Source organism: Methanococcoides sp. LMO-2, assembly GCF_038432375.1.
GTDB lineage: Archaea > Halobacteriota > Methanosarcinia > Methanosarcinales > Methanosarcinaceae > Methanococcoides > Methanococcoides cohabitans.
On the sequence record NZ_JBCAUS010000002.1, the window covers coordinates 763,304 to 785,019 of the forward strand.

At 46.0% G+C, this 21,716-nt stretch carries 21 protein-coding genes and 1 pseudogene; 16 read left to right on the forward strand and 6 right to left on the reverse strand.

Annotated elements, in window-relative coordinates:
• Nucleotides 1-147: 147 nt before the first annotated feature.
• On the reverse strand, nt 148-1,272 hold the full coding sequence (locus WOA13_RS03875) for a hypothetical protein (RefSeq protein ID WP_342126665.1): 1,125 nt from the start codon (nt 1,270-1,272) through the stop codon (nt 148-150).
• 267 nt (nt 1,273-1,539) lie between these two features.
• Between WOA13_RS03875 and WOA13_RS03880 the strand changes: the two genes are divergently transcribed.
• The 3 genes from WOA13_RS03880 to WOA13_RS03890 all read left to right on the forward strand — a co-directional run bounded on the left by WOA13_RS03880 (nt 1,540) and on the right by WOA13_RS03890 (nt 5,761).
• Complete coding sequence (locus WOA13_RS03880) at nt 1,540-3,837, forward strand: CDC48 family AAA ATPase (protein WP_342126666.1); 2,298 nt, start codon at nt 1,540-1,542, stop codon at nt 3,835-3,837.
• Between the two features lie 199 nt (nt 3,838-4,036).
• Nucleotides 4,037-5,311 (forward strand): Glu/Leu/Phe/Val family dehydrogenase, encoded by a 1,275-nt coding sequence (locus tag WOA13_RS03885; protein ID WP_342126667.1) that lies wholly within the window; start codon nt 4,037-4,039, stop codon nt 5,309-5,311.
• Nucleotides 5,312-5,542: 231 nt separating this feature from the next.
• On the forward strand, nt 5,543-5,761 hold the full coding sequence (locus WOA13_RS03890; protein WP_342126668.1) for a hypothetical protein: 219 nt from the start codon (nt 5,543-5,545) through the stop codon (nt 5,759-5,761).
• 135 nt (nt 5,762-5,896) lie between these two features.
• Here WOA13_RS03890 and WOA13_RS03895 read toward each other — a convergent pair whose 3' ends face one another.
• On the reverse strand, nt 5,897-6,073 hold the full coding sequence (locus WOA13_RS03895; RefSeq protein ID WP_342126669.1) for a PLDc N-terminal domain-containing protein: 177 nt from the start codon (nt 6,071-6,073) through the stop codon (nt 5,897-5,899).
• A gap of 126 nt (nt 6,074-6,199) precedes the next feature.
• On the opposite strand from WOA13_RS03895, the gene WOA13_RS03900 reads away from it, so the two are divergent.
• Complete coding sequence (locus WOA13_RS03900; RefSeq protein ID WP_342126670.1) at nt 6,200-7,408, forward strand: MFS transporter; 1,209 nt, start codon at nt 6,200-6,202, stop codon at nt 7,406-7,408.
• A 34-nt stretch (nt 7,409-7,442) separates the two neighbouring features.
• On the opposite strand, the gene WOA13_RS03905 is transcribed toward WOA13_RS03900, so the two are convergent.
• The 4 genes from WOA13_RS03905 to WOA13_RS03920 form a co-directional block, all read right to left on the reverse strand.
• A complete protein-coding gene (locus tag WOA13_RS03905) occupies nt 7,443-8,279 on the reverse strand; it encodes an MBL fold metallo-hydrolase (protein WP_342126671.1) in 837 nt (278 codons plus the stop codon).
• A gap of 73 nt (nt 8,280-8,352) precedes the next feature.
• Nucleotides 8,353-8,979 carry a class I SAM-dependent methyltransferase gene (locus tag WOA13_RS03910; protein ID WP_342126672.1) on the reverse strand — a complete coding sequence of 209 codons (627 nt, stop codon included), beginning with the start codon at nt 8,977-8,979 and terminating at the stop codon, nt 8,353-8,355.
• 33 nt (nt 8,980-9,012) lie between these two features.
• Nucleotides 9,013-9,753, reverse strand: a complete 741-nt coding sequence (sfsA, locus tag WOA13_RS03915) for a DNA/RNA nuclease SfsA (RefSeq protein ID WP_342126673.1) — start codon at nt 9,751-9,753, stop codon at nt 9,013-9,015.
• Between the two features lie 70 nt (nt 9,754-9,823).
• On the reverse strand, nt 9,824-10,171 hold the full coding sequence (locus WOA13_RS03920; RefSeq protein ID WP_342126674.1) for a DUF5518 domain-containing protein: 348 nt from the start codon (nt 10,169-10,171) through the stop codon (nt 9,824-9,826).
• Between the two features lie 389 nt (nt 10,172-10,560).
• Here WOA13_RS03920 and WOA13_RS03925 point away from each other — a divergent pair, with 389 nt between their 5' ends.
• The 12 genes and pseudogenes from WOA13_RS03925 to WOA13_RS03980 all read left to right on the forward strand — a co-directional run bounded on the left by WOA13_RS03925 (nt 10,561) and on the right by WOA13_RS03980 (nt 21,631).
• Nucleotides 10,561-11,082, forward strand: a complete 522-nt coding sequence (locus WOA13_RS03925) for a DUF367 family protein (RefSeq protein WP_342126675.1) — start codon at nt 10,561-10,563, stop codon at nt 11,080-11,082.
• 64 nt (nt 11,083-11,146) lie between these two features.
• Nucleotides 11,147-11,602: a TIGR00725 family protein gene (locus WOA13_RS03930; RefSeq protein WP_419095402.1), complete on the forward strand. Its 456-nt coding sequence runs from the start codon at nt 11,147-11,149 to the stop codon at nt 11,600-11,602.
• 100 nt (nt 11,603-11,702) lie between these two features.
• Nucleotides 11,703-11,924: a sulfurtransferase TusA family protein gene (locus WOA13_RS03935; protein ID WP_342126676.1), complete on the forward strand. Its 222-nt coding sequence runs from the start codon at nt 11,703-11,705 to the stop codon at nt 11,922-11,924.
• A 14-nt stretch (nt 11,925-11,938) separates the two neighbouring features.
• Nucleotides 11,939-12,376, forward strand: a complete 438-nt coding sequence (locus WOA13_RS03940; protein ID WP_342126677.1) for a DsrE/DsrF/DrsH-like family protein — start codon at nt 11,939-11,941, stop codon at nt 12,374-12,376.
• Between the two features lie 31 nt (nt 12,377-12,407).
• A complete protein-coding gene (locus WOA13_RS03945) occupies nt 12,408-12,569 on the forward strand; it encodes a rubredoxin (RefSeq protein ID WP_342126678.1) in 162 nt (53 codons plus the stop codon).
• 49 nt (nt 12,570-12,618) lie between these two features.
• Nucleotides 12,619-14,109, forward strand: a complete 1,491-nt coding sequence (locus WOA13_RS03950) for a glutamate synthase-related protein (RefSeq protein WP_342126679.1) — start codon at nt 12,619-12,621, stop codon at nt 14,107-14,109.
• An 80-nt stretch (nt 14,110-14,189) separates the two neighbouring features.
• A pseudogene (locus WOA13_RS03955) lies at nt 14,190-15,164 on the forward strand (lyase family protein); the annotation flags it as partial.
• Nucleotides 15,165-15,194: 30 nt separating this feature from the next.
• Nucleotides 15,195-15,545 (forward strand): hypothetical protein, encoded by a 351-nt coding sequence (locus WOA13_RS03960; RefSeq protein WP_342126891.1) that lies wholly within the window; start codon nt 15,195-15,197, stop codon nt 15,543-15,545.
• Nucleotides 15,542-17,218 carry an FAD-dependent oxidoreductase gene (locus tag WOA13_RS03965; protein WP_342126680.1) on the forward strand — a complete coding sequence of 559 codons (1,677 nt, stop codon included), beginning with the start codon at nt 15,542-15,544 and terminating at the stop codon, nt 17,216-17,218. Before WOA13_RS03960 ends, WOA13_RS03965 begins: the two co-directional genes overlap by 4 nt.
• A complete protein-coding gene (locus WOA13_RS03970; protein WP_342126681.1) occupies nt 17,218-18,006 on the forward strand; it encodes a succinate dehydrogenase/fumarate reductase iron-sulfur subunit in 789 nt (262 codons plus the stop codon). Before WOA13_RS03965 ends, WOA13_RS03970 begins: the two co-directional genes overlap by 1 nt.
• Before the next feature lie 145 nt (nt 18,007-18,151).
• The gene (locus WOA13_RS03975) at nt 18,152-20,374 is read left to right on the forward strand and encodes a DNA topoisomerase I (protein ID WP_342126682.1); all 2,223 of its coding nucleotides are present in this window, start codon (nt 18,152-18,154) and stop codon (nt 20,372-20,374) included.
• Nucleotides 20,375-20,395: 21 nt separating this feature from the next.
• Nucleotides 20,396-21,631, forward strand: a complete 1,236-nt coding sequence (locus WOA13_RS03980) for an MBL fold metallo-hydrolase (RefSeq protein WP_342126683.1) — start codon at nt 20,396-20,398, stop codon at nt 21,629-21,631.
• Nucleotides 21,632-21,716 lie beyond the last annotated feature (85 nt).

The following is a 21,716-nucleotide window of genomic DNA, read 5'->3' on the forward strand; positions in this document are numbered from 1 at the left end:
GCACAATGTAACCAACGCATCTTTCAACGGATTCAACAATAAGTTTCTTTCGCAAAGTACACAGGGAACTTCTTATTATAAAAATAGTAGCAACATAAGTGCTTTAGAGAAAAGGAATTCTACATAACAAAAATCCACATCCCTTTCTTATAATACACCTCTATCGGGATCAATGGATGAGGGAATGAATACATCCCCATGCCCTTCCTGACACATATTATCATCTTCTTTGACAAAATTGTACATATATATCTTTTTGTGCTTTCTCTTGATCCTGAATCGTTTATTCAGGACATCATCCATTTTTTGATCTATAGACCAGAATAATAATCCAGCAACATCATGTTTTTTAGCCAGATCCAATGAGAACTCAATCAATGATAGAATTATGCCTTTATCGAACTGTGGTACGTATGCATCCTTCAACTGCATGGTCTTGATATCTTTTTCAGAGAATACAATATCAAATACGAAATATCCGACCAGTTCACCATTTCGCGTATCCACACACTTGACCAAATATCGCTTGTCAGCGACTGCTTCTGAGAAATATAACCACCTTAATGTCTCTACATCCCTACATATTGTCGTCACATTTTCCTTTCTGTTGTTTTCCCACAATTCAGTGAAAGAATCATCACAATCTGCAGCTATAGAACATTTGTAATAATCTGGAGGCAACTTAGAATTCATCTTATCAGTAAACCATCGAAAAAAGGGCGAGATTAACTTTATGGGAACCAACGATGCTTCTATCAAAGGCAGTAACCTGTGGGACATAAGGTTTGTTTGCACATATAGATCAGAGATTTTCCCATAATCCCGAATATGCCAATATTCCATATTCTTAAACGGGACATCCGTCTCAGAAGATCCAAATTTAGAGTATATTTTTGCAGCGACCTTATTAGGCGTTGTATGGAGCAAAAGTCTGACATTTTCCTGCCTATCAAACGCAAGTGTCAGCCGTATACTGGTAACCCCTCGTACCGAAGGTCGTACGTATAATGAAGTAGCAGCCACAGCAATATCATCTTTCCCTTTTATCTGATATTTTACAGGGATGTTTCCCAGAAAACCAACAATTTCCGATTCATCTTCTTCAATGACCCACCCATAAGAGATTGCCGGATCCATAACGGGATTGTTGATCCACCACATATCGAAACGGCGTCTCCAGACCTCAGTAGAAAATCCCAGCCCTTCCTTCAAGAGAACTGCAAGTTCAGAAAAGTCCCTTTCCTTCACCTGACGTATTTTTGTTGATGGCATGATACTCTAATTAAATATGAGTGTGATGATTACATATATAAGCGTATCATTTAATCGTTACAAAATAATATTAATTTTTCGATGACTAGTAATCCAATTTTTTATTCGTAATGTGCAAATCTTTGGTATTTGAATTATTTTCAATTTTAATAATCAGATCTTAATCAAACAATATTCATGTCAAATGTATAAAGCTAACTCCCAAACAATAATAAATACTTGAAGCTGATATATTATATAGTAGAATCATCTGTGGGAGATGGCTAGATGCCGATGAGTGTGGAGAAAGGCAATTCTAACGGGGACAGTGTCAAACTAAAGGTTGCTGAAGCAACCCAGGAAGATGTGGGAAAAGGCATCGTACGCCTTGATCCGGCATACAGGGACAAGCTTGAAGTCGGTGAATATGGGGTTCTGGAGATCGAAGGAGACCGTGTCACTTCGGCACTTGCGATCAATACTGATCCTGCCGATGCCGGGCTTGATATTATACGAATGGACGGTCTGATACGTGCCAATGCGAAGATCAGTATCGGAGATTATGTAGATGTCAGGAAAGCAGAGTGGAAGGAAGCGATCAATGTTACTCTTGCACCTGTGAGCAAGGGAATGCACATCTCGGCCTCAAGCAACATCCTTGCATCCGTATTCAGGAACAGGACCGTTTCAAAGGGAGATTTCATATCCACCACACATTTCAGGAAATCGAAAGAAAAGCAGCCTGCCAGAGGAATGATGCTCGAGGATATGTTCAGCGACCTTTTTGATTATTCCTTCGGTCTTGGTGAGATCAAGATGCAGGTGATCTCAACGACCCCAAAGGGCATTGTAAAGATAACAGAAATGACAGAGCTCCAGCTGCTACCCGAAGCTGTGGAACTCCCACCTGAACAGTCCATTCCCACAGTAATGTATGAGGACCTTGGAGGTATCAAGCCGGCAATCTCCAAAGTAAGGGAAATGATTGAGCTACCGTTGAAGCATCCGGAACTGTTCGACAGGCTTGGTATCGAACCTCCAAGGGGTGTATTGCTGCACGGGCCACCGGGAACCGGTAAGACAATGCTGGCAAGAGCAGTTGCCAATGAGTCTGATGCTTATTTTATCTCGGTCAACGGGCCGGAGATCATGTCAAAATACTACGGCGAGTCCGAGCACCAGATACGTGAAATATTCGATGAAGCAGAGCAAAATGCACCTGCAATCATATTCCTTGATGAGATAGATTCCATCGCACCAAAGAGGGCAGAGGTCACCGGAGAGGTGGAAAGGAGGGTGGTCTCACAGCTACTCTCATTGATGGACGGCCTGAAGGAGCGCAAGAACGTCATCGTTATCGGTGCGACCAACCGCCCGGAGGCACTGGACATGGCACTACGCCGTCCCGGAAGGTTCGACCGCGAGATAGTACTGCATGTGCCGGACCAGGACGGCAGGCTGGAAATATTCCAGATACACACCCGCGGAATGCCGCTGGCAGATGACGTGGACCTCAATACACTGGCTGGGACAACATACGGTTTCGTGGGAGCAGATATTGCAGCCCTTTGCCGTGAAGCGGCCATGGGAAGCCTCCGCAGAATCCTGCCACAGATCAATCTCGAAGAAGAACATATTCCTGAAGACATTCTTGAAAAGCTGAGCGTCACAGCAGAAGATTTCAAACTGGCACAGAAGGATGTAGAGCCCTCAGCCATGCGTGAGATCATGATCGAGACCCCGAATGTTGGCTGGAACGATGTCGGCGGACTGGAAGATGTCAAGGAACTGCTCAAGGAAGCTGTTGAGTGGCCACTTAAGAATCCTGAATCCTTCCAGCGTATCGGAGTGGAAGCCCCTAAAGGAGTATTGCTCTACGGGCCACCGGGAACCGGTAAGACAATGCTGGCAAAGGCTATAGCCCATGAATCTAATGCAAATTTCATCGCTGCAAAGGGAAGTGACCTGCTTTCAAAATGGTACGGTGAATCGGAAAAGCATATCTCCGAAATGTTCTCCCGTGCAAGACAGGTCTCACCATCCATTATATTCCTTGATGAACTTGATGCGCTTGCACCCATACGTGGAGGAGCAATGGGAGAACCACAGGTCACCGAGCGTATCGTCAACCAGCTGCTCTCTGAACTTGACGGTCTTGAAGAGCTCCATGGTGTTGTTATCATAGGTGCTACCAACAGACCTGATATTATCGACCCTGCGCTGATCCGCCCGGGAAGATTCGATGAACTGATACTTGTTCCGGTACCGGATCTGCCCACCCGGCGTAAGATCTTTGAGGTGCACACCAGGAAGATGTCACTTGCAGATGATGTGAATATTGAGGAGCTCCTGGATACAACAGACAAATACACCGGAGCTGACATTGCATCCGTCTGTAAAAAAGCAGGACGCTTTGCCCTTCGCGAGGACCTGCTGGCAAAAGAGGTGACACAAAAGCATTTCCTAAAAGCCATCGATGAGACCGGAGCATCCGTTACCTCTGACACCATGAAATATTACGAGGACCTGAAAGGAGATCTGAAGACAAAGAGGTCCAGGGAAATAGAGAGTCCGGTATATGCCTGATCGATGATAATTGATGCTGGTATTGGTGTTCAGAACACAGTAATTCAGCATAGAAAGAGAGATCATTGGCCAGACAGACCAATTAAAAATACCTTAAGATCATCTGCCAGCTTTACATGGCCCTGGCAGAGGATATTTTGTTTTGGAAAAATGTATTTTTATCGAATAGCATCATAAAGGAAGAACAGGAAGTGCGATTTTGATACCAAATAATATCGAAAGAATACATTCGGACAGTGCAATTACCTGTAAACTTTGCATGCAGGAGATGGAAACCCTCTATGAGCACCTTGCTATGTCAAGAGAAGAAATCGACCTCCTCGACGTGCCAAAGCGATCATTTACTGTGCATTTCCCTGTTCGCATGGATTCCGGCAAGGTGAAGATGTTCATCGGCCACAGGGTTCAGTATAATGATGCACGAGGCCCTACCAAAGGTGGAATTCGATATCATCCGGAACTTACCGTTGAATATCTCCAGGACCTTGCATTCCTTATGTCCATTAAGTGTGCTCTTGTAGACATCCCCTTCGGAGGCGCCAAGGGTGGCATTGTTGCCAATACCAAAGAGCTCAGCAGGGGAGAACTTGAAAGGGTCACAAGAGCATACATAAGAGAGATCGCAGACTATATCGGACCGTTCAAGGACATTCCTGCTCCTGATGTATACACCGACGGCCAGATAATGATCTGGATCCTCGATGAGTTCGAAAAGATAAGAAGAGAGCACACGCCATCCATTGTCACAGGAAAGCCCGTGGAACTGGGAGGAAGCCACGTCAGGAAATATTCCACATCCCTTGGAGGGGTCTTCATACTTGAAGAAGCCCTGAAAAAGCTTGAGATCGACAGGTCTGAGCTTTGCGTTGCGGTGCAGGGATTCGGAAAAGTGGGATCTAACGCTGCACGCATCCTCTATGAAAAGGGATTTACAATATGTGCAGTAAGCGACTCTGCGGGAGGGATATTCAATGAAGATGGCCTGGACATCACAGAAGTCATCGACCACAAGACCAGAACCGGAAGCGTTATAGATTTCCCGGAGAGCCGGAACATAACAAATGAGCAAATTCTGGCACTCGATTGCGGGATACTCATACCCGCAGCACTTTCAAACCAGATCAAGCGTGAGAATGTCAACGATGTTAAAGCAAAGATAATCCTTGAACTTGCTAATGCACCCATCACAATGGAAGCAAGCCGAATGTTGGTAGACAGGAAAGTACTGCTGATTCCCGACATACTCGCGAATGCCGGTGGTGTTGTGGTCAGTTATTTTGAATGGATACAGAACCTCAGCCAGGATTACTGGGAAGAGGAAAAGGTCCTTGAAAGGCTCAGGGAGAAAATGAAAACAGCATTTGAAAAGGTATACACGATATGCCTTGAGCAAAATTGCAGTATGAGGCGTGCAGCACTGCAGTTCTCAGTTGAGAGGATACTGTACGCTGAAAGGTTGCGCGGAAACCTCTGATACTTCCTTTTTTCTTTTCTTCTGCTTTGTTTTGTTGCTTCTTTTTTCTTTATTCCCCATTCTCACATTAATTTCATACATTGGAATTAAATACAAATAAAGCCCAATTAGAGTAGAAGATCAGTAACCAATTTTGTCAGCATCCAAAATGTGCAGATCGAATGCTTAAAGAAACCTTTCCAGATAACAAACAAACTTCGAACTAACTATCGGATTCACGGATGATCAATTATGGGAATAATAGACAAAAGACAGAGCATTATTAGTGAGGTAGCAGGATTCCTATTCGTCATTGCCAGCATAAGCAATTTCCTTGGTATCAACATACCAATCCTGTCCAACAGTGGAATTGGTCTCTTCCAGAACATAATATTATTGATCCTCGGATTATACCTGATGACCTACAAACTGGTTGCAGGCGGACTTGCTGCCCGTTCCAAAAAAAAGTAAATCGTTGATCACAGAATCCAGGCTAACGGCTTCTTAAAAACATACCTTATGCCAACCGAGGTATCATTTCAAAAGAAGTCGTAAAAACATATTTTTTGTTGGTAATTAGAATAGAATAAATAAAAGTTGGCAGAATTATTTTTTCCTGCCTATGAAATAGTATACAGCGGCACCGAGGATACCGAATAGAAGTGCAGCGAGTATCCAAACCACTTTCATTCCGCCACTTAATCTCTGATTCTGTGTCACTACGTCATAAATAACCCAGATAACTGAAGCTAATACTATAAGACCCCAAATTGTTTCTAACATTGATTAAACCTCCAATGTTATATTCACAGAGTTAATATTTAAATTTATCTTTAAAAAAGTCTTAAAAACAGCAACAGGCCACAACCCTACCTCCTTTTATACCATACATCATAAATAAATGAATATATGGCGTCTTTAGACCATCCCATTGATCGCCAGCTCTACATTCTTTCTATATCCAAGCTCTTCAAGGATCTTGCTACAGGAATGCTGGTCTTCATCATACCATTGTACGTTGCGAACATGGATTCCCTGATACTGCAGGACATGCCGGCCGTCCTTAAGGCAGGACTTGCAACAACTGTCTTCGGGCTGGCAAATTCCCTTTCCCAGCCATATATGGGAAGGCTTAGTGAGCGGCTTGACAGAAGGAAGGTCTTCCTGACAACCGGCTACATTGCATTCGCGATCATCTGCTACATCTATGCAATCTCAGGTAACTTTGAATCAATACTTTTCTTCAGAATAGTTCAGGGAGTTGCCATAGGAGCCACAATTCCAGCTATCGTAACAATGGTCACGCACCTGTCAGCTTCAACGGCCCGGGGTCAGGCAATAGGCATCTACTCCAGCCTCAGGGGAGCAGCCTTTGGAATAGGCTCAGTGGTTGGTGGTGCTGTTATCACCTACCATGGGTTCGTTGCCGGATTCTACATCAGTGCAGGTCTGGTCCTCCTGAGTACCATACTCATAACCCTCTTTGTGAAAGAAACAGAAGCTCCCGTGATCAAGACAACGGATGATAATTCTACTGACGGACCTTTCATCATCAGGATACTTTCAATTGCAATGTTCATGATGATCGTAGGAATAATGCTCATACTTTCCCTCCTGCCTGCCTACCAGACAAGACTTGAAGCAAGCGAGTTCCTCCTGGGGATAGCAATTTCTGCATACGTGATATCAAGGATCGTCTTCCAGGTACCTATCGGCATCCTCTCTGACAAATTCGGAAGGAAATTGCCCATACTTGCAGGCATCTTCTTCAACGCGATCATTGTCTATGCCCTCGGTCAGGTGGACAATGTGAGCTCCCTCATCCTGCTGAGGTTACTGCAGGGAATAGCCATGGCAGCAGTTGAGACACCCCTCCTTGCTCTTGCAGTGGAACTTTCAGGAGAGAGAAAGGTGAGCAGCAGGGTAAGCACAATAACCAGCGCACAGGCAGCAGGGGTGGCCGTCGGACCTCTGATCGGAGGGATCTTTGGAGGATATATCAGCTTTGAGACACCCTTCAACATTAGCAGCCTACTGATCGTCCTATCCGGTATCCCGGTGTGGGTCGCATTAAGGAAAAGCCATGGAAATGCAGCTCATGGCAGCAGTGTTAGCTGATGAACGAAATTTACTGAGAAGACCATTGAAAAGATCAGGAAATATCTTTCTTCGTCCTCAAATGAGCCTCGAAAGTTCTCATTACAAGCGGATTGAGAGGCACATCTTTCAGTCCGATCTCTTCAAGAATCCTCTCCCATGAAACCGGAGAGAATTCCAGAACCGCCTCATGGACCTTTTTTACATAATCGATAGCATTATCTATCTCCTTGTAGACATCATCACCTCCTACCGGATCATCCCATGATGACAACAGCAACTTTACATCTTCGATCTCCCTGAGCTTCCTGAGAGATGAAATGACCTCTTCAACATCATCATAGATTGGGATATCACCAACAAGAGGGATTGCATCACCTGAAAAAAGCACATCATCAGGGGATAAAAGCAGAGATATCGAGCCTTCCGAGTGGCCTGGCGTGTGGATTACCCGCAGGGACAGGGCTTCATCAAGCTCGATCAAATCCCCATCCTCAAGTACACGGTCTACTTTCACCGGACCTCCTGTCAGATTGCTGAAGTTAGAAATCGGACGTTCACGGAATTGCAGATCAGGATCCTCCATCCACCCAACCGCATTCCTGTGGGCAGCGACCTCACATCCTGTCAGATCCTTTATTGCAGGAGTAGAACCTATGTGATCTGCATGGGAATGCGTCTGCACTATCAGCGAGATCTCTTCAGGATCCCTTCCTGTCCTTTTCATGTAGTCGAAGATAATATGCTCCGAAGATGCAACACCGCAATCCACAAGGTAGACGTTCTTTCCATAGATGAGATAGGAATATACGAAGCGCTCTACAACGATACCCGAGTCGGTGGTGAGACTGAAAGGTATCTTTAAAGCGTGTACGTGTTCTGTTACCTGCATCTTTAATCACCGTCCGGGATTCTGGTCAGTTTTGATTACTGTTGATTTCCTCTGGTTATTCCTGATCACTTTTTCATTTTACTGCGACAACGGTGATCCAGTTGTTCTCCGGTGCCTCATCGATATCCACAGAAGAGAAGCCTGCACTTTCAAGCATATCCATGTAGTCCTGAGGTGAGAAGATATTCATCCCATCCACTTTTGCGTAAGGCGTGTTCCTATCCTCAAAACTTGTATGCTCGTACATCTCATTGACTATCAGCAGCCTGCCACCATCCTTGAGCACGCGCCTGACCTCTTTGAGATCCTCTACGATATCCGGCCAGAAGTAACATGTCTCAAAAGCAGTGACCATATCGAACATCCCATCAGGAAATGGAAGCTCTGAGACCGAAGAATGGATTATTGTCACATGCTCACTTTCAACTGCAGCCCTGTTCAGCTCGGTCGCAAGACCTACCATTTCAGGGGAATGGTCGATACCATAGACCTTACCGGCTTCCACGAGATCTGCCAGGATGCTAACAGCCCGGCCACCGCCACAACCTACATCAAGTATCCATGAATCCGGTTCAAAGGAAATATGCCCTACACCCCATTTCCACAGATCAAAGTGGTGCTCGTTCATCTCAAGACCGACTTTCTTGCCTTCCTCACCTGAAGGTTTTGCATGAATTCTCACAACTTCCTCGATATCCAATCACATCAGCTCCATATTATCAATAAACAACTCTCAGCCCCATCCGTCACACAAAGGGATAAGGCCCCTGTAAATAATTTCCTGCCCTTCGTAACTGAACACCATGGGGCAGACATTAACACCCTCTTTGACCGCTTCCCTGAAAACCTCTGCAAGATCAGGATCAATGATCTCGTTCGGTGCAAAACATTTTGCATCAGGCCTGAACACAAGAACAATCAGAAGGGATTCATCGCCACCCTTCACCGCTTTGATCAGCTCTTCAATATGCCTCTTTCCCCTGACGGTCGGTGCATCGGGAAATATTGCTTTGTTACCATTGGTCAGGGTACACCCCTTCACTTCCACCCATATCTTAGTTTCACCTTTTAAGAGAAGGAAATCCAGTCTGCTATCCCCGAACTTCTGCTCGGCCGCAACCGAATCCAGCCCTTTGAGGAAAGGTGAGACCTCGTTCCCTATAGCCCATTCCGCGATCTTTCGATGAAATGCTGAATTGATCAGTATCCAGCCATCATCAGCTTTAGCAGCAATGACATCCCAGCCGGTCTTCCTGTCAGGATTGGAAGCTTTTTTCAGCAACAGTTCGTTTCCCGGATAAAGCAGGTCCTCAAGCCTGCCGGGGTCATGTATGTGGACCTTTTCTTCCCGTATTTCTGAAGGGGACCCTGAATAGGATACAATATCCACCACACCTAAGAAACGGTTGGGCCTGGAAAGTAATCTGGCCTCCGCATCCCAGGGTATCTCCATAACCACTTCTTTTTCAGACATATTGCTGCCTCATGATTTCGATACCAAAAATAGAATGAAAAGGGCGAATGAAAAAAGAATAGAACCCAATTCACCTGTTATCAGCTACAGCCCCACCAACAACGGCTCCGATGATCCCGAATATCGCAGTGTAGATGACGATCACCAGAGTGATGAGAATACCTGAGCCTGCAAGGATAGCACCCAGGATAGGGATATCCGCAAGCATGACTGCAAGAATACCTGAAAGCAGGAATCCGGGAATTGCTGCCAGTACAGACATCAATATTCCAACTTTGAAGCCGCCGAAAGCACCTTCTTCGGCAACATACCCTCCGATGAAGCCTCCAAAGAAAGGAGAAAGTGCGTTTATCAATGGTATCATATACAGAATCACTGTGCAAACCAGTCCGACAATTGCTCCTTTTATAATATTCATAAGAACATTTCCTGTAATTATATAGTGCATATAACGGCTGAACATATTATTTAGTTATCTGTCGGAAAGTAAGATCGAAGAAGTACAAAAATCAGAGAAATGGTTGAATATCACGATGTTATTTTATAATGTTTACGCCGTTAACATTTATATATTAGTATATCCTATCAGCATATACTGAAAGACATAACTGTAAACAACCTGAGAATGTCTTTGAGGAAAAACGAATACTACCACCGCTTTGAATCTGATACTGGGATTTCTCAGTATCAGAATTCATGCCTATTCTGTACATACAGGTTGTTGACTGATATTCTTAAAATAATAATTACATTTTGCAATATCAGGATTCCAAAAAGTATAACCTCAAATACAACTATTAATGCATCATGGATAACCAGAAAGTGAAAAAATATCATCTTCACATCTATCACGCCCGACAGTGTGATCCGAAGAAGTGTACCGGGAAAAAGATGGCAAGGTTTGATCTTGCACGGCTTTTCGACAAAGTACAAAAGATACCTCGTGGCTCAATTCTTCTCGACCCAATGGCAGAACAGGCACTGTCCCCGGCAGACAGGAACGAGCAAAATATCACTGTTCTTGATTGCTCCTGGGAAACCGTTGAGGAAGTTTTCCCGCAGCTCTTGAGACTGCAACTTAAGCACCGGGCCCTACCCTATCTCGTGGCTGCCAATCCCGTGAACTTTGGCCGCCCATTCAAACTCAACTCTGTAGAAGCATTTGCAGCAGCCCTATATATACTTGGCAATAAGGAACATGCGGAGGAGATCCTGTCAAAGTTCAACTGGGGACATACGTTCCTCGAGGTCAATAAAGAGCCCCTTGAAGATTATTCAAAAGCAAAGGACAGCAAGGATATTGTCAGGATACAGGCTGAATATTTCTGACAAACTGAATTTGGAAAAATACATCGGGTGAAGTAGATCTGATAAGCACAAAGGAGACGGTATATTGATACAAATAGGCGTTATCGGTGCAGGTTCATGTGATGAAAAGGTATCAAAAATGGCTGAAGCCGTTGGTACCGGGATCGCAAAGAAAAATGCTACCCTTATTTGCGGAGGCCTTGGTGGTGTGATGGAAGCTGCGTCAAAGGGTTGCAAAGCAGCAGGTGGACAGACGATCGGCATCCTTCCCGGCAAGCAAAAAGAGGATGCTAACCAGTATATCGATCATATTATCGTCACCGCAATGGGACATGCCAGGAATGCCATCATTGCACAGTCCTGTGATGCACTGATCGCAGTGGACGGGGAATATGGTACACTCTCTGAGATCGCCCTTTCACTCAAGATGGGAAAGCCTGTGGTAACACTTGGATCAAAGTGGGATATCGAGGGCACATGGGTTGCAGCAAGCCCCGAGGATGCGGTCGAGATCGCAATGCGGCTGATTTTGACAAGGTAACAATACTTTAATAGTATTATAATGATATTTTATTTGGGACCTATTTGTGGTGCTACATCACATTTATGACCTGAACAGACTTACAGGGGAGGTAAAAAGTATGGCAGAAATTGAAATAGACACCAGAGGAGAGACATGTCCTGTTCCTCTCGTAGAGTGCCGAAAAGCTTTGAGGAAGGCAGCTCCGGGAGATGAAGTAACTGTTCTTGGAACACATCCAGCGTCCAAAAAAGAAATACCAATGGCCTGTAAAGCACTTGGACTTGAGGTTATTGATGTTGAAGGAAAGGACGATGAATGGAAAATAAAGATACGCAGATAACTTGAGAGGTTAATATGACCGACATGGCAGAGACTGCCGATAAAGCCGTCATTATTGTCCATAGTGGGGATATGGATAAACTTTACAGTGCTCTTATTGTTGGGAACGGGGCACTTGCAATGGGAATGGATGTTTCCATGTATTTTACTTTCTGGGGACTTCAGCGTCTTAAGAAAGGCGGACTTGAAAAAGGCCCTCTTTCAAAGATGCATATGCTGGGACTTGGAAAGTGGATGATAAAGAAACGCATGAAAGCAGCAAATGTCGCTTCTCTTGAAAAGCTCATGAACGACTACAAGGAACTGGGTGGAAAGATACTCGCCTGTGAGATGACCATGGAGATCATGGGAGTTAAGGCCGACGAGCTACGTACCGAATGGATCGATGAGTACGGCGCAGTGGGCACCTATGTCAATGAGGCAAGAGATGCGAAGATAACACTTTTCATTTAAATAAAAGTTAACAAAAGGAGTGGGAACTAAAATGACAGGATACAAATGTAACGTATGCAACGTCTTTGAGTACGACGACGAGGAAGGAAACGCTGAAATGGGCATCGCACCGGGAACAAAACCGGAAGATTTCCCGGATGACTGGAAATGTCCTATCTGCGGTGCAGATAAAAGCCACCTGATGCCAGTCTGATCACTTTTTTCTTTTAATTTTCTAATTATAGCAGGGGGCGTTTTTCGGGATGACCGAATACCGATGTGACGTATGTGGTGCTTTTGAATATGATGATTCCAGAGGAGACTCGAACACCGGAGTTAAACCCGGTGCAAAGCCGGACGACTTTCCTGATGACTGGCGATGCCCGATATGTGGTGCAGACAAAAGCCATCAGAAGCCTGTTGAAAAAGAAGAGGTAGAGGAAATTTCCAGGGAAGAGGTCGTGACCTGCCCGAAATGTGGAACAAAGAGCAAGATCACCGTTTCAGAGTATGGGAAAGTAGATATCAGCGGTTACCTGGGAGAGTGGAAAAGGACTTCAGACACTATCGAATCCTATATGGACGACATCCATAGGATCTCAATTACCGGCGAATCCGTCCTCGAGCCGATGAGAACTACCCGGGATGTACTTTCCTGGGACGATATCCTCATCAAAGGAGCACAGCTTGCAAAGATCCCCCTCAACGAAGATGAACCTGTCAATACTACAACTACCATCGGACCAAAAGCAAAAGTGCCTCTTGTCATTGAAACTCCTGTTTTCATTACCCATATGTCCTACGGGGCTTTGTCAAAGGAAGTGAAACAATCCCTTGCAATGGGAAGTGCTGCCGTTAAGACCGCAATGTGCTCAGGTGAAGGCGGAATACTTAAAGAGAGCATGGAGAAAGCTCACAAATACATTTTTGAGTACGTGCCGAACAGGTACAGCGTTACCGAAGATAACCTGAAGAAAGTGGATGCCATCGAGATCAAGATCGGCCAGTCAGCCAAACCCGGCATGGGAGGACACCTGCCTGCAGAGAAGGTCACAAACGAGCTGGCAGAGATCAGAGGCTTCCCCGAAGGCACTGACATCGTGAGTCCGGCTCATTTTGATGATATCAGGGACAAGGATGATCTGAAGGCAAAGGTCAAATGGCTTAGGGAAACCTCAGGAGGAAAGCCCATCGGCATCAAGATGGCAGCAGGCAATATCGAAGCTGACATGGAGGTTGCTGTCTATGCAAAGCCCGATTTCATAACAATCGATGGCAGACCCGGAGCAACTGCTGCTGCACTGAAGTTCGTCAAGAACTCAACATCCATCCCGACCATATTTGCACTCTACCGTGCGAGGAAATTCCTTGATGAGAAAGGCATTAAAGATATTTCTCTTATCATCACCGGTGGCCTGAGGGTTTCTTCCGATTTTGCAAAAGCACTGGCACTTGGCGCAGATGCTATTGCCATAGGTACAGCGGCACTCATGGCATGTGCATGCCAGCAATACAGGCAATGTGATACTGGAAAATGTCCGGTAGGAGTCACAACACAGGACCCTGAGCTTCGTGCCAGACTGAAGATCGATATTTCTGCAAAGAAGCTGGAGAACTTCCTGAGAGTGTCCACGCAGGAGCTGGAGAACTTCGCAAGGCTAACAGGAAATGATGATGTCCACAAATTAAGCATCAACGATCTTTGCACTACGAATTCTGAAATTTCAGATCATACGCAGATAGAACATGTCTGATACATAATGTAAACAGCAAATAATAGAAAGCAAGCAAACGGGGGGGTTATATCCGTTTAGAGAAAGATACACTTGGGGAAGTGGAAGTACCTGAGGATGCATATTATGGTCCTCAGACAGCAAGAGCAGTTGAAAATTTCAAGGTCAGCAACCAGAGGCTTCCACCTTCATTCATAAAAGCACAGGCTGCAATAAAGATGGCATCCGCACATGCCAATATGGAAGCTGGAAAGCTTGACAGCACAAAAGGGAATGCCATCATCCGGGCCGCATCCGAAGTGAGGGAAGGTAAGTTCGATGACCAGTTCGTGCTGGACGCATTCCAGTCAGGCGCAGGGACCTCGCAGAACATGAACGCGAATGAGGTCATTGCCAACAGGGCACTTGTGATCCTTGGTTTTGAAAAGGGACATTACGACATCGTTCACCCGAACGACCATGTGAACATGTCACAGTCCTCGAATGATACCACACACACTGCTATCCACATTGCAGCTGTGGAAACCATCAATGCAGAGCTCATGCCCGCACTTGCGGAAATGCTGATCGTTCTTGCCGAGAAATCATCTGAGTTCATGGACATTGTCAAGCCCGGAAGAACACATCTGCAGGATGCAGTACCCGTAACGCTCGGCCAGGAATTCTCCGGATATGCACAAATGTTAGAGCTTGGAATAAAAAGGCTCGAGGTTTCTCTTGATGGCCTATAGGAACTGAACATGGGTGGTACTGCCGTCGGTACCGGACTTAACACGCCGGAAGATTTCAGTCAGATCGCAATAAAAGAGATGGAAGTGATCACCGGGCAGGATTTCAGGCTTGCCCATAATCCTTTTGAGGCCACCCAGTCCGCAGAAGCGATCCTCGGAGCATCGGCTGCAATGCGAGGTATTGCAGTTAGCCTCATCAAGATAGCAAATGACCTGCGTCTTCTTTCAAGCGGTCCGCGAACAGGTATCGGGGAGATAAACCTCCCGGCAGTACAACCCGGTTCGTCCATCATGCCCGGAAAAGTGAACCCGGTAATGGCCGAGATGCTTAACATGGCATGCTTCCAGATCATCGGGAACGATACGGCAATAACCATGGCGGCACAGGGTGGACAGTTCGAGCTTAACGTATTCACCCCTGTTCTTGCATATGATCTTCTCAGCTCAATAGAAATACTCACTGGTGCATCCATATCGTTTACGGAAAAGTGCCTTAGGGGAATCACCGCTAACAGGGAAAAATGTGAGGAACTATCAAAGCAGAGTCTTGCTCTTGTCACTATACTTGCAACAAGCATAGGTTATGAGAAAGCAGCAGAGATCGCATACACTGCACACCGGAAGAACAGGAGCATAATCGAGATCGTAAAGGAGATGGACATAATGGATGAAAAGGAAGCAGAAGAGCTTCTTGATCCTCTCAGTATGACGGGAGTGAAAAAATGATAACACACGATGTAGTAGTGATAGGAGGCGGGCTTTCAGGTCTGCGATGTGCTATCGAACTTTACGAAAAGGGAGTTGATGTTGCTATCATCTCCAAGGTACCTCCCATACGCAGCCATTCCGGAGCCGCACAGGGAGGGATCAACGCATCCCTGGGATCAGACGACAGCTGGGAATCCCATGCATTCGATACCGTAAAGGGAAGCGACTACCTTGCAGACCAGGATACGGTGGAGATTCTTTGCAGGGAAGCCCCAGACAGGGTCCTTGAAATGGAACATTGGGGTACCAATTTCTCAAGGAAGGATGACGGTACTATCGCACAGCGCCCCTTTGGAGGTGCGGGTTTTCCGAGGACCTGCTATGCAGGGGACAGGACCGGACACAACCTTCTCCATACTCTTCATGAAAGAGTACTGCGTGCAGGTATCAAGGTATACAGAGAATGGCTTGTGACAAGACTTGTAATCGAGGACAAAAGGTGTCTGGGCTTTGTGGCCATGAACCTGCTGGACTCCGAACTGGAAGTCTTCAAAACAAAGGCAACGGTCCTTGCCACAGGTGGCTACGGACGTATCTACGAGAAGTCTACCAATGCTATCATCAACAAGGGATTTGGAATAAGCCTTGCCTACCGCGCAGGAGTGCCATTGCAGGACATGGAGTTCGTGCAGTTTCATCCCACAACGCTCTGGGGAACCAATATATTAATCACCGAGGGTGCAAGGGGTGAAGGCGGTTACCTCTACAACGAGGACCATGAAAGGTTCATGAAAGATTATGCAGCCTCTTCGATGGAACTTGCTCCAAGAGATATCGTTGCAAGGTCCATACAACAGGAGATCGATGAGGGAAGAGGTTTTCCCGGAGGATATGTCCATCTGGACATCACACACCTCGGGAAAGATCTTATTGAAGAAAGGCTGGGAGGCATAAGACAGATCTCCATCGATTTTGCAGGCATCGATCCCGTTGAGGAACCTATTCCAGTACAGCCAGGACAGCATTACTCCATGGGGGGAATCAGTTCTAACAAGGACGGTGCAACCCCTGCAAACGGTCTCTATGCAGTTGGCGAATGTGCCTGTATAAGTGTTCATGGTGCAAACCGACTGGGAGGAAATTCCCTTCTTGACACCGTGGTCTTTGGAAGAAGGGCAGGAGTTCATGCAGCAGGCTATGTTGCATCACTGGAAGAAGCAGATGATGATCCTCTGGAGAAGGCCCTTAACAATGAAAGAACTGCCATTTCGGATATGATGGGAAGCGATGGTGAAAGCTACTCCGGCATCAGTGAGGAATTAAAGAAGACCATGCAGGAGAATGTTGGTGTTTTCAGGGAAAAGAAGAAGCTTCAGAAGGCAATCGAAGACATCAAAAAACTGGAAGAAAAAGCAAAGTCCCTGAAGGTAAAGACAACTGCAAAGGAATTCAACCTTGAACTGCTCAATGCTATCGAACTTAAGGGCATGCTGGACCTGGCACATTCGATCGCATTAGGGGCACTTGTACGTGAGGAGAGCAGGGGTGCCCATTACAGGACGGATTTCCTTGAAAGAGACGACGGGAACTGGCTGAAGCATACACTCGCCTATCTTACACCGGAAGGACCCAGACTGGAATACAAAGATGTAAACATAACGACATTCCAGCCACAGAGGAGGACGTACTGATGATGAAACTGAAGATCAGGAGACAGGATGGGGAAAAGGTCTGGTACGAGGTGTTTGAGGTCGAAGACAGACCCGGTATGACCGTGCTGGAAGCATTGTTCTATGTCCAGGAAAAGCTGGACGGAAGCCTGACCTTCCGATACTCCTGCAGGGGTGCTGTCTGTGGGAGCTGCGGAATGCTTATCAACAGGGTCCCAAGACTTGCCTGCAGGACGCAGATATCTGATCTGAGAAAAGAACCGACCAACGAAGGTAACCCGGAAGTACTGATCGCGAACAAGATGAACGAAGAGGGCAATGATGAGATACTGATCGAACCTCTTCCAAACCTGGAAGTCATACGAGACCTTGTTGTGGATATGGAAGCGTTCTATTCCCTTCTTGACAGTGTAAGACCCTGGCTTGAGCTAAGAGAGGATGTTCCTGAAAAGGAGAACATTGTAGACCAGGAGATGCAGGTAAGGCTTGAGCAATATACGAACTGCATCCTCTGTGCGATATGTCACGGATCATGTCCTGTTGCAGCAAGGGATAAAAAATACTACGGACCGGCAGCCCTTGCAAAAGCATGGCGTTTTGACCTTGACCCCAGGGAAGATGACGGACACAGAGAACAGCGTCTAGACATAGTTAATTCGAATTCCGGGGTATGGGGTTGTGATACTGTATACAAATGTGTTGCAGTGTGCCCGAAAAAAGTGGCACCAACCCTGAGTATCAATGAACTTCGAAACAGGATAGAGTTAAGCGGTAAAAAGGAAGACAAAAAGAATGATATGAAATTATAACACTGGTATAGCATAGTAATATATTAGTGTGATACAAAACTTTTTATTATATAAAGATTTTTCAACATCTGCATACCTATTATAAATTCACCGGCAACGTCATGACGTTCCATATATTTACAAATTGATCATATCGGAGTTTTCGATGCATCTTATCATAGCAGAAAAGCACATTGCAGCCAAAAGGATAGCAGCCATCCTTGCACCTAAGAAACCAAAGCAGGTCCGTGTCAGCGGAATGGACACCTATGAGTTCAAGGACGAGGACAGGACAGTTGTTATGGGTCTTAGCGGACACATTGTACAGCTGGACTTCCCTAAAGCATACAACAACTGGCAGAAAGTAGAGTCAAAGGAGCTCATCGATGCAGATGTCATTACCACACCTACCCACGTAAAGATCGTGAATGCCCTTAAAAAACTGGGAAAGGAAGCAACTCACGTAACCATTGCTACTGACTACGACAGGGAAGGAGAGCTTATTGGTGTCGAAGCACTGGAGATCATCAAGAAAGTGAATCCGGAAGTTGACTTTGACCGTGTGTTCTACAGTGCGATCACAAAGAAGGAGATCGATGATGCATTTGCAAATCCTGCAGCCATTGACTTCAATCTTGCTGATGCAGGTCATTCCAGACAGGTCATTGACCTGGTGTGGGGTGCATCGCTCACAAGATACCTTTCAATTTCAGCAGGCAGGCTGGGCAAGCTTTTCCTCTCCGTAGGAAGGGTTCAGTCACCAACACTTGCACTGATCGTTGACAAGGAAAAGGAAAGGCAGGCCTTTGTCCCGAAACCATACTGGGAGATCTATGCAACCCTCAGGGACAAGAGTGGAGAGCTCTTCAATATCCAGCACAAGACCCAGAAGTTCTGGGACAGGGGAGAGGCTGAAAAGGTAATGGACATCATAGGTGACAATGCAACTGTTTCCTCAGTTGTCAGGTCGAAGAAGAAGGACAAGCCACCTACGCCGTTCAACACCACCGAATTCATCGGAGCTGCAAGTTCTATCGGTTATAGTGCCGCTAATGCCATGAGGATCGCAGAATCGCTCTATACAAGCGGTTTCATTTCATATCCGAGAACTGACAACACAGTTTATCCGGAATCCATTGACCTGCGAGCACAGATCGAGGTATTCAAGAAAGGCACTTTCAAGGAATATGCTGAAAAACTGCTCGCAAAGGACAAGCTCGTACCGACCCGTGGTAAGAAAGAGACCACCGACCACCCTCCTATCTATCCTGCATCCCTTGCAAAGAAGAGCGAGCTCAACGACCAGGAATGGAAGCTCTACGAACTGGTGGTCAGAAGGTTCTTTGCTACCTTTGCTGAAGAAGCAGAGTGGGAGACCCTGAAGGTCAGGTTCGACATCGAAGGTGAGGAGTTCAAGGCTAACGGTGCAAGACTGCTTCATGCCGGATGGAGATGGTACTACCCATACAATGCTCCACAGGACAGGCTTCTACCTGCACTTGAAGAAGGTGATGTGCTCAGCATAAAGGGCAAGGAAATGCTGGACAAGGAGACACAGCCACCTGGAAGATACGGACAGGGAAGACTTATCAAGCTCATGGAAGAGCTGGGACTTGGAACAAAGGCAACACGTCACGATATCATCAGCAAGCTCTATTCAAGGGCATACGTCCACGGTAACCCGCTCCAGCCTACAAAAACGGCTTTTGCAGTGGTAGAGGCGCTCGAGAAATATGCCCCTACCATTACAAAACATGACATGACGAGCAAGCTGGAAGAGGACATGGACAGTATTGCTGAAGGCGAGATACAGGAAGAGAATGTCCTTACCGAATCAAGGAAGATGCTACATGATGTATTTGCCGAATTCGAGGAGAATACGGAAAAAATATCAGAATCTTTGCGTGCAGGCCTTCGCGAGGACAAGGTCATCGGTATCTGCAAGGAGTGTGGCTCAAAGCTTATGGTCAGGCGTTCAAAACGAGGTTCGAGGTTCATCGGTTGTGACGGTTACCCTGACTGTAATTTCTCATTGCCACTTCCAAAGAGCGGACAGGTCATTGTGACCGATAAAGTCTGTGAGGAGCATGGTATCAACCACATCAAGATCATAAATCCAGGTAAGCGACCATGGGATCTTGGTTGCCCTCAATGTAATTTCATCGAATGGAAGAAGACACAGGAAGAAGAGAAGCGCAAGCAGCCTGAAAGCCCGAAACCCGAGAAGATCACGGATGTTCCCGGCATCGGGAAAGTTACAGCTAAAAAGCTGGAGGATGCAGGCGTTTCAACTGTGGATGAACTTGAAGAGGTCAATGCCAGGGAACTTTCAAAGAGCACGGGAATATCCGTGGGAAAGATCATGAAATGGCAGGAAGCAATTGCATAAACAAACAAAAGAAGTGATAAGATGAAACTGGGATTCAAAGGCGGTTGTAAGGAAGTCGGACGTTCTGCAGTTACTGTGAATGACGAGATACTGGTCGATTACGGGATCAAGCCGGGGGAAAATACACTCTACCCAATAAACGATGTCCGTCCTAAAGCTGTTTTTGTTTCACACGGCCATCTGGACCACTGTGGTGCTGTTGCAAACCTCATGGACATGAAACCAGATATTTTTATGACACCACCAACTGCGGATCTTGCACATGTACTGGCAAAGGACACCCTTTCAATAGCAGAAAGGGAAGGTAGGTCCGCACCATACACCGGCTGGGAACTCCAGCAGATGACACTGTGCACTAAAATGATAGATTATGGTGTGGAATTCCATACCCACGGGTACACCGCCCAGTTCTATAATGCAGGTCACATTCCCGGCTCTTCAGCAGTATATCTTGAAAAGGAAGGGAAGAGCATAGTCTATACAGGTGATATCAATACCCTCGATACAAGGCTTGTTCCCACAGCAGAAGAACTTCCAAAGGCAACTGCCCTCATAACAGAAAGCACATACTTCAATGAAGACCATCCTTCCAGGAAGGAGACCGAGAGAGAATTCATCGACTCCCTGAAGGATACGCTGGACATGGGAGGAAATGTCCTTATCCCTGCTTTTGGCATCGGAAGAACACAGGAAATACTCATGCTCCTGAGTGACTATGGAATTCCCTGCTATGTGGACGGAATGGGAGTAGGAATCTACAAGCTCCTGATGAAACATCCCGATTACCTGAAGAACCCCACACACCTGAAACATGCATTCGATAAGGCAATATTCGTCAGGGGCAGGAAAAGGCAAAGTGTTTCACTCCACGGTTCAGTGATAGTAACAACTGCCGGAATGCTCAATGGCGGACCCGTACTTTACTACCTCAACCAGCTATACAAGGATCCGAATTCCAAGATCATGCTTACAGGATACCAGGTAGAGGACACCAACGGAAGGATGCTTCTGGACACCGGCATCATTGACAACGATGGAGTTATCCAGCAAGTCCGCATGAAGGTCGAACAGTATGATTTTTCAGGCCACTGCGGTGACCGCGAGCTCAAGCAGCTTGTAAAGGATTTCTGTGACAAAGGTGGAGAAAGGGTCTTCACAATGCACGGAGAGAACGCTGAGGAATTTGCTGAGTGGGTCACTGAAGAGATCGGTGTGGAAGGATATGCGCCGGCCAACGGTGAAGAAATTACGATCTAACTTTCCACAGGTTCTCACCAATGAATTGTAGCTTAAAATGCTGCAATTTCACTTTCTTTTTAGAAAATAACTATCAATTATTTTT

Coding starts and splice junctions, on each gene's coding strand:
- WOA13_RS03875 (WP_342126665.1), bottom strand. CDS start 1,272: ATGCCATCAACAAAAATACGTCAGGTGAAGGAAAGGGACTTTTCTGAA.
- WOA13_RS03880 (WP_342126666.1), top strand. CDS start 1,540: ATGCCGATGAGTGTGGAGAAAGGCAATTCTAACGGGGACAGTGTCAAA.
- WOA13_RS03890 (WP_342126668.1), top strand. CDS start 5,543: ATGGGAATAATAGACAAAAGACAGAGCATTATTAGTGAGGTAGCAGGA.
- WOA13_RS03895 (WP_342126669.1), bottom strand. CDS start 6,073: ATGTTAGAAACAATTTGGGGTCTTATAGTATTAGCTTCAGTTATCTGG.
- WOA13_RS03900 (WP_342126670.1), top strand. CDS start 6,200: ATGGCGTCTTTAGACCATCCCATTGATCGCCAGCTCTACATTCTTTCT.
- WOA13_RS03905 (WP_342126671.1), bottom strand. CDS start 8,279: ATGCAGGTAACAGAACACGTACACGCTTTAAAGATACCTTTCAGTCTC.
- sfsA (WP_342126673.1), bottom strand. CDS start 9,753: ATGTCTGAAAAAGAAGTGGTTATGGAGATACCCTGGGATGCGGAGGCC.
- WOA13_RS03920 (WP_342126674.1), bottom strand. CDS start 10,171: ATGAATATTATAAAAGGAGCAATTGTCGGACTGGTTTGCACAGTGATT.
- WOA13_RS03925 (WP_342126675.1), top strand. CDS start 10,561: ATGGATAACCAGAAAGTGAAAAAATATCATCTTCACATCTATCACGCC.
- WOA13_RS03935 (WP_342126676.1), top strand. CDS start 11,703: ATGGCAGAAATTGAAATAGACACCAGAGGAGAGACATGTCCTGTTCCT.
- WOA13_RS03940 (WP_342126677.1), top strand. CDS start 11,939: ATGACCGACATGGCAGAGACTGCCGATAAAGCCGTCATTATTGTCCAT.
- WOA13_RS03945 (WP_342126678.1), top strand. CDS start 12,408: ATGACAGGATACAAATGTAACGTATGCAACGTCTTTGAGTACGACGAC.
- WOA13_RS03950 (WP_342126679.1), top strand. CDS start 12,619: ATGACCGAATACCGATGTGACGTATGTGGTGCTTTTGAATATGATGAT.
- WOA13_RS03960 (WP_342126891.1), top strand. CDS start 15,195: ATGGCGGCACAGGGTGGACAGTTCGAGCTTAACGTATTCACCCCTGTT.
- WOA13_RS03965 (WP_342126680.1), top strand. CDS start 15,542: ATGATAACACACGATGTAGTAGTGATAGGAGGCGGGCTTTCAGGTCTG.
- WOA13_RS03970 (WP_342126681.1), top strand. CDS start 17,218: ATGATGAAACTGAAGATCAGGAGACAGGATGGGGAAAAGGTCTGGTAC.
- WOA13_RS03975 (WP_342126682.1), top strand. CDS start 18,152: ATGCATCTTATCATAGCAGAAAAGCACATTGCAGCCAAAAGGATAGCA.
- WOA13_RS03980 (WP_342126683.1), top strand. CDS start 20,396: ATGAAACTGGGATTCAAAGGCGGTTGTAAGGAAGTCGGACGTTCTGCA.